This window comes from Mycoplasma sp. Ms02 (assembly GCF_019720735.1).
Lineage (GTDB): Bacteria > Bacillota_I > Bacilli_A > Mycoplasmatales > Metamycoplasmataceae > Mycoplasmopsis.
The window spans coordinates 143,691-155,995 of record NZ_CP081302.1; the positions used below are offsets into that span (position 1 = coordinate 143,691).

General features: G+C 31.5%; 10 protein-coding genes. 2 read left to right on the top strand and 8 right to left on the bottom strand.

Annotation, left to right across the window (positions count from 1 at the left end; genetic code table 4):
• Position 1 precedes the first annotated feature (1 nt).
• The 4 genes from K4L35_RS00490 to K4L35_RS00505 all read right to left on the bottom strand — a co-directional run bounded on the left by K4L35_RS00490 (position 2) and on the right by K4L35_RS00505 (position 4,119).
• On the bottom strand, positions 2-145 hold the full coding sequence (locus K4L35_RS00490) for a hypothetical protein (protein ID WP_221617631.1): 144 nt from the start codon (positions 143-145) through the stop codon (positions 2-4).
• A gap of 84 nt (positions 146-229) precedes the next feature.
• Positions 230-2,848: a PTS transporter subunit IIABC gene (locus K4L35_RS00495; RefSeq protein WP_221617632.1), complete on the bottom strand. Its 2,619-nt coding sequence runs from the start codon at positions 2,846-2,848 to the stop codon at positions 230-232.
• Positions 2,849-2,994: 146 nt separating this feature from the next.
• Positions 2,995-3,279, bottom strand: coding sequence for a hypothetical protein (locus K4L35_RS00500; RefSeq protein WP_221617633.1), 285 nt, complete (start codon positions 3,277-3,279; stop codon positions 2,995-2,997).
• Between the two features lie 168 nt (positions 3,280-3,447).
• Positions 3,448-4,119 (bottom strand): hypothetical protein, encoded by a 672-nt coding sequence (locus K4L35_RS00505; protein ID WP_221617634.1) that lies wholly within the window; start codon positions 4,117-4,119, stop codon positions 3,448-3,450.
• Positions 4,120-4,147: 28 nt separating this feature from the next.
• On the opposite strand from K4L35_RS00505, the gene K4L35_RS00510 reads away from it, so the two are divergent.
• Positions 4,148-5,854 (top strand): hypothetical protein, encoded by a 1,707-nt coding sequence (locus K4L35_RS00510; protein WP_221617635.1) that lies wholly within the window; start codon positions 4,148-4,150, stop codon positions 5,852-5,854.
• Between the two features lie 58 nt (positions 5,855-5,912).
• On the opposite strand, the gene K4L35_RS00515 is transcribed toward K4L35_RS00510, so the two are convergent.
• From K4L35_RS00515 to upp, 4 genes are read right to left on the bottom strand one after another with little or no spacing between them, the layout of a single operon-like run.
• Positions 5,913-7,751 (bottom strand): ABC transporter ATP-binding protein, encoded by a 1,839-nt coding sequence (locus K4L35_RS00515; RefSeq protein WP_221617636.1) that lies wholly within the window; start codon positions 7,749-7,751, stop codon positions 5,913-5,915.
• Between the two features lie 7 nt (positions 7,752-7,758).
• Complete coding sequence (locus tag K4L35_RS00520) at positions 7,759-9,546, bottom strand: ABC transporter ATP-binding protein (protein WP_221617637.1); 1,788 nt, start codon at positions 9,544-9,546, stop codon at positions 7,759-7,761.
• Entirely contained in the window at positions 9,546-10,082 is a 537-nt protein-coding gene (gene hpt / locus K4L35_RS00525) for a hypoxanthine phosphoribosyltransferase (protein ID WP_221617638.1), read from the bottom strand. Before hpt ends, K4L35_RS00520 begins: the two co-directional genes overlap by 1 nt.
• The gene (upp, locus tag K4L35_RS00530; protein WP_221617639.1) at positions 10,082-10,708 is read right to left on the bottom strand and encodes a uracil phosphoribosyltransferase; all 627 of its coding nucleotides are present in this window, start codon (positions 10,706-10,708) and stop codon (positions 10,082-10,084) included. Before upp ends, hpt begins: the two co-directional genes overlap by 1 nt.
• A 201-nt stretch (positions 10,709-10,909) precedes the next feature.
• Here upp and K4L35_RS00535 point away from each other — a divergent pair, with 201 nt between their 5' ends.
• On the top strand, positions 10,910-12,286 hold the full coding sequence (locus tag K4L35_RS00535; RefSeq protein WP_221617640.1) for a M17 family metallopeptidase: 1,377 nt from the start codon (positions 10,910-10,912) through the stop codon (positions 12,284-12,286).
• The last annotated feature ends 19 nt before the right edge of the window (positions 12,287-12,305 follow it).

Here is a 12,305-nt window from a genome sequence, read left to right on the forward strand (position 1 = left end):
TTTACACTAGATTTAAAGTTTCCTTATAAAGATTTTCAAAAAATGAAACATAAAAATCTGAGCCCGATTTATTGTTTATTGAAATGAAATTCTGTGATATTGAAAACTTATTTTTAATATTGTCGATATGATTTTTATAAAGCATATAAAAATTATAGTTTATCACGATTTCGCAAGTCAAAGTTTCCACATTCCTTGCATGAAAAAAACACCCTAAGGTGTTTTTATGTTATCTAACTTCTAGAACTGATTCTTTAACAGAAAGTTCTTGATCTGCTTCTTTTACAAAAGTAACATCTTTGTGTGTGCTTTCACTTAGAACAACAACAATTGGAGAAGATTTTAAGTTGTGTTCTTTTAAAACAGCAAGATCAACTTGAGCAAGTAAATCACCAGCTTTAACTTCGTCACCTACTTTAAGTTCTGTTTTGAACCCTTTACCGTTTAATGTAACAGTGTCAATACCAATGTGAACTAGTACTTGAACACCTTCTGAAGTTTCAATTCCGTATGCGTGTTTTGAATCAAATAAAACAGTTAATTTTCCTGAAACAGGAGCGTAAACCATTCCTGTTTTAGCATTTTCTGAAAAGTCCATTGCGAACCCTTCACCCATCATTTTTTCAGAGAAAACACCGTCTTGAATACTTTCAATACTTAATAGTTTTCCATCTGTTACTGCACTAACAACAACTGGGTTAGATAGCACATCTGATGACTCTTGTGAAGCAACTTGTTCTTCTTGAACAGGAGCTTCAAGTTTATTACCTTTTGCTTCTCATGCTGCAATAGCTTCACGTGAAGCTTTAATTTTTGTGTTTAGTTGTTCAGCAGCTGGACCAAAGATCGCTTGAACGTGTTTTTTACCTTCAATTTTGATTGCTGTTGCACCTGCAGCTTTTAAAGCTGCTTCATCAACAAGTGCTGAATCAACAACATCATATCTTAGTCTTGAAGCACAGTTGTTAAAAGCAGTAATGTTACTTAGACCACCATAAGCTTGAACAACGGCTAGTGCTCTAGGATCAACTTCTTCTGATCCATCTTTTTTAGCTAAGAAATCTTTTTTGTTAAATAATTTTGTGTTTGAACCACGTCCTGGTGTTTCTAAGTTGAATTTCTTGATAAAGAATCAGAATCCAAAGAAGTAAACTGGAACGTATACTAATCCGATTAGTAATGATCAATAGAAGTTTGTACCTTTTGCGACGTTAACAGCTCCATAGATTGTTAAGTCTAATAGCCCTCCTGAGAATGACATAGGTACGTGAACTCCAGCAATGTTTGCTGCCATAAATGAAACAGCACAGAAGAATGCGTGAAATCCTCAGAATAAGTAAGGAGCTAAGAATAAGAATGTAAATTCGATTGGTTCTGTAACCCCTGTAACTAATGATGTAACAGCTGATGGAACAACAGCTGAAAGAGCAACTTTTCTATTTTCTTTTGGAGCTGCCATAACCATAGCTGCAGCTGCAGCAGGTAGTCCAAAGATCATGAATGAAAACTTACCATCCATAAATCTTCCTACTTTAACTCCTAGTTCTTGAGCAACGAAAGTAAATAAAGGAAGTGTAACTTTTTCTGAAACACCATTAACAGTTTTTGTGAATGAAACTGTATCTGGGAATTTTAATAATGAGTTTGACATTGTTGAGTCACCAACAAATTTTGATGGCTCTTCAGCAACTTCTTTGATTAAACGCATTAAGTTTGCATCAAAGTTAGATACTACAACTTCTTTATTTGTAGTTCAAGTTTGTAAAGCTGAGTTTAAATCACCACCAGCATTTGAGTATCATAATGGTGAGTAGAAAGCGTGGTGTAGTCCAAACGGAACCAATGATCTTTCCATGAATCCGAAAATAAATGATTCGATTCCTAAAGGAACTTTACCTAGAACGTTACCGAACGCACTAAGACCAACACCAACTCATGGTCATAATAATAAGAATACGAATGCTAGAACAGCCATCGCAGGAACTGTAACGATAGCAACGAATCTTTTACCTCCGAAGAATGAGAACATTCCTGGAAGTTGAATTGTGTGGTATCTGTTGTATAAGTATTGAACAATAAGACCTACTGTTAAACCACCAAATACTGATGTTTGCAATGATGTGAATCCTAATGTAGATCCAACAGTACTTTTAAGTACTTCTGCATCACGTCCTAATCCTGAGAACAGAACGTTGTAACCTGTAACTTGAAGATTTAATAATCTTGAAATTTCATCTTTTTGATTTAAAGTAATAACTCTTTCTCATTCGACTTTTTCGACTTTTACGCCGTTTTCAAGAACTTCTTTAATGTTCTTTTTAAATAAGATAACTGGACCATCTGCAAGTCCTGATACCTTAAATGATGTAAAGTTTTCATTTACATAATCTTTTGAATTTTCTGGTAACGCACCATTATAGTAGAACAATTCAGTTCCAGGTGTGTCACTTAATTTCGCAAAGTCTCTTACTGGAGTAATAAATGGTGATTGCACAGCTGTGAAAACCAAGTATCCAATAATTGCAGCAAAAACAGCAACACCAGCTTCGTCAGTGAAAGCGATAACGAAAGCTGCAGCAAATAATAATGGTAATGCAGAGAAAACAGGATCACCTAACATTTGGATAAATTTACCAAACGTTTCAAGACCTGATCCATCTGCAGCATTATTAGCAATAGCAGCACCAACTCCTAGTCATAGCCCAGAGATAGCCATAACTGAAATTGGAAGCATAAATGCACCTGAGATTTTTGATAAAATCTTACGCATTTTACCTGAACCACTATTGTCTAGTTTCTTGTCTTTTTTTGCAAAAAGACGAGATTTTCCTAAACCTAATGTTTTCATTGAAATTAACCTTTCATAATTTATATTGTTATAGTCAACCGAAGAAGTAATGAATATAACAAGTCAATTTTAAAACATGAAAATTGCTGTTTTTCATAAAAAAAACATTTGCGAGAAAAACTCTGCAAATGTTTCCACATTTCATTCTATAAAGCTGCTATAAGGGCTACGAATAGAGAGACAGCGATGATTAAACTTGCTAGTCCAAATATTAAAGGAGAATTGTATTTAGCTCTTTCTCAAGATGGTAAAAATAGTCCAGTTTGTTCATATCTTGTGAATTTTGTTCTTGGGTTATTCTTTTTATATTCCTCAAATTGAAGCTTCTTAAATTCACGAATCTTCCTAATTGATATAGGGTAAAACGAAAATAGCACAATAGAAAGAAGTCCAAAAAGCACTGTAAATGTTATTAAAAATGGGATAGTCATTATTTTCTCCTTGGTTTTTTGGTTAATCGTATTATATGATAAAAAATACCACATTTTATAAGCAAAAGTATTGATAATACGGAAATATATCCATATTAATCCTGTTTTTATCAAGGTAATACCAAAATAAAAAAAACTAATAGTGAGTTTCATCACTTTATAAACCAATTAAACAGATAAAAATAACTTTCTGTTTTGTTTATTTAAAAATCTAAAATAAAAATTTTGTTTCTTGCTTAAAAGTTCTTTAAGTTCATTATTGGTTTTGGCTAAAAAGTATAAGCTTCAAGAAATACAATAACCAAAAATTACTAGCATTACTATTAATACTTTTATTCCGTTTATAGGACTTGACAATGTATCAAATGCAATTGATAACAAAATTGCAAATAAAGATATAAATATAAAAAGCAGTAAAAATGTAAAAATCAAAAAGTAATGATTTAAAAACGACTTAGCCAAACATTTTTCAAGTTCGACTTTTGATTTTGGTTGAGATTTTTTGAAATCATTGTAGTCTTTTATATATAGACCAAAAGGAATCAGAAGTTTAATCATGATATCCATGATTTTTAATTCCCATTTTTTCCTTAAAATAGCAAAACCTATGTAAGCTTCTAGGGTCTTAAATAAGATAAATAAACCAAGACTTATATATGACAACGCAATTAAAACTACTGGTTTTTCAACCATGATTGTTTGCAGTTGCAAATTCAAGAATAAAGGTTGTGAAACTTTTATACCTATAAATAATGATAAAAAGAAAAATGATAGTATAGAACACACAGTAGAGATTTTGAAAGACAGCTCTTTTTGATAAGTGATAACTTTGTTTGCCATAATAACTATTTTATATAAAATTTAAACTATGCATAAATTTTGACGAAACACGATGTTACTTAGTCTTCTTAGTGTAGGATCTATCTCTCTCGTAAGTTATTTAGTATTTAGAGAAGGTGGTTTAAAACAAACTTATGATAAAAGGATTTTGAAATTAAAAGATAATACGTTCAGCAAAGATCAAGCAGATGCTGGTGATTTAGAACTCGAAAATATCGAAGAGATTCAAGATAAAGCTGATATTAATATTTATTACACGAAGTGAGGTGTGCAAACTTTCTATAATTTATTACGTTTATCGTTATTGGCTAAAACTGAAGTTCAGTTTCTTTATTCTTCTGAGATTCATCAACAATCTAAGATCAATCTTGAAGAATTAAATGACTTTTTAAAAAACAAAAAGTCTAACAATTTATCAAAAAGCGAACAAGAGAATGAATCACAGTATCAAAAATCACAAGCGATTGATTTAAACAAACAAAAAGTTGACTTTTTTGACTTTATTGAAAGAAAAGTAATATCAAATCCAAATAAAAAGATTCAAATTTGAATTAATTCTGATTCGATTAAAGATGACGCCAGAGTAATTAAATTACTTTCACATCCGAATGTTATTATCAATGGTATAGAAGACTCAAATGTAATCGCCTATCATTTATTAGAATTCTGACTTAATAAAGAAAAAGCAAGCCTATACGATCCAACGACAAACACTTGAAGCAACAAAGATCAAAAGTTTTATAATCGTGCTACCCAATATATTCTTCCATCTGATTTGCTCCAAAAATATAATATCGATCGTTATAGGATTTTCTTCTCGGAAAATCATTATGTTGACCTGTTGAAGCGAACAGGGTTAAAGAACATATTTCCGTTTTTTAAAACAGAAACTTCTAAAACAATAAAAGATTTGATTTTTACTACAAGAGATAAAAACAAAAAGCGAATAAGTACTTATTGATCAAAAATAACTTCATTGAATTGAGAACTCGAAAGAGATAAAGTTAACGCAGATAAAAAGCTTAATAATCGCCCAAGTATGATTGTCTTAGGAACTGCGCTAAACGATGACTTTGATTTTTTTGCCACTTTAGTAAAAGAGTATAGTGAGCAATATAACATCTATTACAAAGGTCATCCTGGTCACAATGTGACAAGCAATCGAATCACGAGTAAGATATCAAGTCATAATAAATTTTCATTTTTTAACTATAAAACAGGCTTAAATGAAGATTTTACATTACCAATAGGCAGCATTGCTTCGGTATTAGAAACACAAATACCTTCAGAAGAACTAACAAGTGATCATGCAACCGAAGAGAATGGATTGTATTTTGATAAATGAGCTCTGACTGATCCATTAACATCAGCAGCAAAAGCAATATTTAATGGTGTTAATACTCCGAAAGATTTTATAGTCCTTTTCGAACAAGATCAAAGAAAGATAGTAACAAAAGAAAACTTCAGCGAAAAATTAGACGAGTATAGGCAAGAGTCTCTGAAAACTTACATCCAAAACAACGTAAGTTTTGAAGTACCAGAGAATACCGAAAACCTCGACTTATGAAATCAAGGATTATTGATCACAAATCCAAATACCTTTATAAGAGAAATTTCTATTTCAAGAGTGTCAAGAGTTGAAAACACCTTCGATATAGTCTTAAACGTAAAAATACAAGCAAATGGTTATACTGAATCATTTAACGATATTCATATAACTAAGCCAATATCTTAGCAAGTTAGATAAATTAAAAACGCTAGATGTTTATAAACATTTAGCGTTTTTAATGATCTTATTTATTACTGTTTAAGCTGGCATTGTATAAATCATAATAGAAACCTTTTTTAGATATTAGTTCATTATGATTTCCAATTTCCACGATAAAACCGTTGTTTACAACAATAATTTTATCTGCGTTTTTAATTGTACTTAAACGGTGAGCAATAACAAACGTTGTTTTGTTTTTCATTAATTCCATTAAAGCTTTTTGAATGACTTGTTCGGTGTTTGAATCCACGTTTGAAGTTGCTTCGTCAAGAATTAATAACTTTTGATTAGATAAAATTGCACGCGTGATCGAGAGAATTTGTTTTTGCCCTTGAGAAAGTACAAATGTTTCATCTATCACTGTTTCATAGCCATTTTCAAGAGCCATAATGAAGTGGTGTGCATTTGTAAGTTTGGCTGCATCTTCAACTTGCTGATCGCTAATATTAGTATTGTAAAGTTTCAGATTATTTCTGATTGTGTCTTTAAATAAGAATGAATCTTGTAAAACAACAGAAGTTAGTGCTCTGAAGTTCTGTTTATCAATATTTTTAAGTTCGATGCCATCAACTAGAATTTGACCTTTGTCGTATTCATAAAACTTACTTAGCAAGCTAATGATTGTTGTTTTACCTGCTCCTGTAGGTCCAACAATTGCAATCTGCTCTCCTGGTTTTGCTTCAAAACTGGCGTTTTTAAGTTGGTATTCTAAACTTTCTTTGTTGTATTTAAAGTAAACATTTTTGAATTCGATATGCCCTTCTAGGTTTTCAAGATGCACTTTTTCATTCGTTGTTTTTTCAGTTTCAATTTTCAGAATTTTTGAAACACGAACAATTGAAGCAACTCCGTTTTGAAAGCTGAAATTTAATCTAAGCAGAGCATTAAATGGTCCTAGATAGTTTCAACATAAAGCTGTATAAGTGATAATAAAGCCAGAATCTGCATGGTCATTTGAGTCCGCTCCAAAACCTGAAACTCCTCATAACGTTACATTGTTAAAAAAGAAGTAAGTTACAATTACCGTGATCATCACTTGAGCTGTGTAAATAACGACCATGAATCAAGGATCAACACTACGCGAATATAAATCGCCTTTAAAAGAATTATGTCTTATGCCGTCAACAATGTTGTCGAATTTGTTTTGCATTTGTTTAGTTTGATTAAAGGCATTTGTAATTCGAGTGTTTGCGATCGCCTCTTCAAGAAAGCCATTCATTTCACCAAAACCTTCACGAACTGCAATAAATAAGGGTTGGGCTCTTTTGAGTGCAAAATAAGAAAGCATCATCATCACTAAAGTAACAGGAACAAAAATTAACGAAAGTTTTATTGATGCTAAAAACAATGTTACAGTCGAAAGCAGAACATTAAACAAGTTGGCAAAAATTGAGTTTAAAAATGCATACATCGTTGTTGAAACGTTAGTTACGTCATTAACAAGTGTTGAAATGATATCACCAGCTTGGTTTTTGTCATAATAAGTGACATTGGCTTTAAAAAGTTTATCCATCAAGGCACGACTCATTTGACCTGATGATCTAAATGAAGCCTTTATAAAACAATATGATTGTAGGTATTTAAAAATTCCATATGAAATAAACATAACGGCAAGAATTGTCAAGTCAATTGCAAACTGTGTCGAATTAAAAGATTCATAAGAAGCTTTGCCATCAGCAAAAGCTGAAAAATAAGTTCTAAAAATATATCCAATGTAGAAACTGCCTATAACATAAGTTAATGCGTTAAAAAAAGCAAAAGTAATACCTAAATTCATTTGGAGTTTTTGCTTTAATAAGAAACTCTTAAGAACAAAAATTGATTCTGAAAATGAAAAGTTTTTTGATTTAACTGTTTTTTTCATATCGCTCCTATTGTTCTAATTGGTTTAAATTAATTTGTTTGTATCAGTCATTGCTTTGAATCAATTCTTCGTGTGTTCCTAATCCAGTTACTTTTCCGTTTTCAAGAACCAAAATTTTATCGGCATTTTTGATTGCTCCAACTTTTTGTGAAATGATAACTGTTGTACATTGGTATTTTTCTTTAATGTTGTTTAAAACACGCTTAGTCGTTATGTTGTCAAGAGCTGAGGTTGAATCATCGAGCACCAAAACTTTTGGATTAATTGCAAGTGAACGAGCAATTGATAAACGTTGTTTTTGACCACCTGAAAGGTTTTTACCACGTTGTTCAACTTCATGTTTTTCTTTATCTTCAAAAACATTAATGAAATCCCAAGCACATGAATTTTTGAAAGCTTTTTGCATTTCTTCATGAGTGATTTCAGGATTTGCAAATTTAATGTTTGATTCAATCGTTCCTTTGTATAAAAGTGCTTCTTGATAAACGATACCGACATTTTTATAAAAGTCTTTTTGATCAATATCTCTTATTTCTTTTTGGTCGATTTTAATCGATCCTTGTAGATATTTGTAGTTATTTAGCATCAAGTTTGCAATCGTCGACTTACCTGAACCAGTAGGTCCGATAATTCCAAGCACTTCACCAGCCTTGAGAGCAAAAGATATATTTTCTATTGCATTCTCTTTTGCTTTGCTGTGATATTTAAATGAAACATCTCTAAATTCGAGATCTAAACCATTGTTTTTTGAAGTAATTTGTTCATTTTTACCTGTGAACAAGTGTTCTACGTGCATATCGAGCACAGCGTTAATTCTTGTTGTTGAAACTTTAGCTCTAAACGTTGCAATCAACACCTCACTTAAAAGTACTACACCAAGTGTAACGTTAAATGTATATTCAATGAAAATCATGATGTTTCCAAGGAATTTAGGATCGACATTGTTTGAAACAATTGAAAATCCTCCTAGAATATAAATAACGACGATAACAATGTTGATAAGTACAAAGAAAACTGGTTCACCAATCGAAACTACAGCATTAGTTGTAATTTGTCTTTTAACTCAATTTTGAGTTAAATCATTGTAACGATCTTGCCTTTGCTCTTGCAGGTTGTAAATTTTAATAATTTTTGCACCTGTAATATTTTCGTTAACATCATGAGTTAGAGCATCGATTGTCTGTCTGTTTCTAACCATCAATGGACGTGTTCTTTTTGTAACATAAAAGATAGTCAGAATCATAATTGGTATTACGAATAGCAAACTCATTGATAGTGTTAAGTCTGTAATCAATGAGAAAATCACACTAAAAATAACAAGTAAACCACCACGAATTAGAGAACCTGTAACATTTAATCAAAACTCTCAAAAAGCACTAATATCACTTGAAACACGTGTAATTAATGAAGCCGAACCAAATTTTGAAATATTTTTTAAACTCATTTTTTGAATCTTAGCAAACAAAATACTTCTTATATGCTCACAGCTTTTTTCGCTAGCTCATGAAGTAGTGTAAATTTGAATGGCATTAATTAAAATTTTGAAAACAATCATTAAAACAACGAAAGTTACTAAGCTATTAAAAACATAATCTCTTGGTCCTTCTCAAAATTTGTGACCTCAAACTTCAACACTTGTGATTGGTTTATCTCTTTCAGACATCAGGACTATAAAACGACTAAAAAATAGAGGTAAAACTAACGTTATAATTACATCAATAGTTACTAAGAAAATACTTAATCATGAAATGATTTTGACTTTTCTAGGCAATAATCTTAGTGTCTTTAATAACATTATTCTCCTCTTTGTTTATAAATCCCAATATATGGTAAATTACGCAGTTTCTCTTTATAGTCCAATCCAAAACCAACTAGAAAGGCATCAGGGACTTCAAATCCTGCGTAATCAGGTTTTAAGTCAACAATTCTTTTACTTGGTTTATCCATTAAAGTTAAGATTCTTAATGATTTTGGGTTTCTAATTGAAAGAATTTTAATAACTTCTTGAAGTGTGATACCTGAATCGATTATATCTTCGACAATAATCACATCTTTTCCTTCGATTGTTTGAGCCAAATCCATAATAATCTTTACTTTTCCAGTCGATTTAATCCCACCATGATAGGAGCTTACAGTCATAAAATCTAAAGAGTGATCGACTTCAACAGATTTAATTAATTGTGCAAGGAAAGGAATTGAACCTTTTAAAAGACCAACAAGTATTAAATCGTCTGATTTACAGTAGTTTTGGTTAATTCAATGAGCACAGTTTTTAATTTTTTCTTCAATAAATTCTTGCGTGAAAAGAATTTTTTCAATATCTTTATGCATTATTTAGTACCAAAAATCCTATCTCCTGCATCTCCAAGACCAGGCTCAATATACTTTTTATCATTCAGTTTTTCATCTAATGAAGCTAAGAAAATTTCAAAGTCATTTCCAAACTCTTGTTCAACAGCTCGAACACCTTCTTTTACACCTACTAAACAACATAATTTGATATTTTTAAAGCCTCTTTTTTGTAACATTTTAATTGCTTCAATTGCACTTGCTCCAGAAGCTAACATCGGGTCGACCACAATTAATTCACTATCTAAAGGTACTTCAGGCATTTTGTAGAAATATTCAACTGCTTTATGTGTTTTTTCATCACGATAGATTCCAACATGTCCAACACGTGCTTCTGATACTAAGTTTAAAAGACCGTCTAACATTCCTAAACCTGCTCTTAATATAGGCACAAAAACAACTTCTTTATCAAACGTTTTTCCTTTGTATTCAATGTTTAGAGGTGTTGTTATCACTTTTTCTTTAGTCTGATAATTTCTTAAGATTTCATAAATCATTAGCGATCCAATTTCGCTTAAATTTCTTCTAAAAACAGAGTGATCTGCACTTTTATCACGCATGTTTGTTAGTTTTATTTCAATTAATGGATGATTAATTATTTTTAACATTTTCGTCCTTTTTTATAATGGTTTTTAACATTATAACACTATAAAACAAGACAAAAAACAATTAATGACATAAGTTTGAAAAGATTTTAATTTTTTGTAAAAAAAGCATGGTAACATTGCCTTAAATTATTATTCTATCTAAAGGCAAAATTTAATTTTTTTAGCTTTAAAATAATATAATTTTAAACAAAAGGAGAAATTATGCTTAAACAACTTTCAAGAGAATTAAATAAAGATTATATGTTAGTTAAAGCCGTTTTCAAAGGTGACGAATATTCAAGTCACGTTATTGAAAAACAAGGGGTTTTAACAGAATTTTTTGATAAAAATGAAGCTTTAGTTTACATGGGTGAAAGATCTAAATTAGATTACGAGGCTGTTGTAAGCTTCGCAAAATCAATTGCTCAAAGACAAACAAGAAACTATCAAATCGACGTTGATAGTTTCGATGTTGATGGTGTTTGCTTATGTCAAACAGTGAAGGCATTTGTTATCGGAATCAACTATGTTTCGGCTAAATTATGATCTGCTAAAACAAAAGAAAAAGAAGCAGAATACCAAGTTTCACTATACACAAAACACGACTCAGAAAAAATCAACAACGGATTCAATGAAGCGCTTGTACTTTCAGAGGCTGTCAACTTTGCAAGAAAATATCAAATTACACCTCCTAACGTATGTAACTCAGAATATTTAGCTGCCGAGGTTGCTCAAGACCTAGCACAATACAGCAATCTAAAAGTTACAGTGTTAAACAAAGCACAAATTGAAGAACTAAAAATGGGATTATTACTTTCAGTGAACCGTGGAAGTATGTACGAGCCAAGAGTTGTAGTTATCGAATACAACGGTGATGCAGATTCAAACGACAAAACTGTATACGTTGGTAAAGGTATTACATTCGACTCAGGAGGTTACAGCTTAAAACCTTCAAGAAGTATGTTAGGTATGAAATTTGACATGTCAGGTTCAATCATCGTTGCTTCAGCTATGAAAGCGATTGCACAATTAAAACCTAAAGCGAACGTTGCTGCTGTTATGTGTATTACAGACAACAGAGTTAACGGTGATGCTTCATTACCTGATTCAGTATGAACAAGTATGAATGGTAAAACAGTCGAAATCAACAATACAGACGCTGAAGGTCGTTTAGTTATGGCTGACGGTATTACATATGCCGTAAGAAACCTAAACGCAACAAGAATCGTTGACGTTGCTACATTAACAGGAGCTATCTTAGTAGCACTTGGATCAACATATACAGGAACATGAGCAACAACAGAAAAAGCTTGAGAAGAACTTAAAAAAGCAGCCGATGAACAACACGAATTAGTTTGAAGAATGCCTTTAGATGAAGCGTTTGCTAAAGAAATTAGAAGATCAGAAGTTGCTGATCTTAAAAACACTGATTTAAGTGGTGCAGGTGGTGGTTCTTCATCAGCAGCTATGTTCTTAAAAGAATTTACAGAAGGTGTTGAATATATTCACCTTGATGTGGCTGGTACAGCAGAACAAGGTGCAAAACCTACTGGTGTAATGGTAAAAACATTAACACAACTAGCTTTAAACAATAAGTAACAAAAAAGCGCACTTGCGC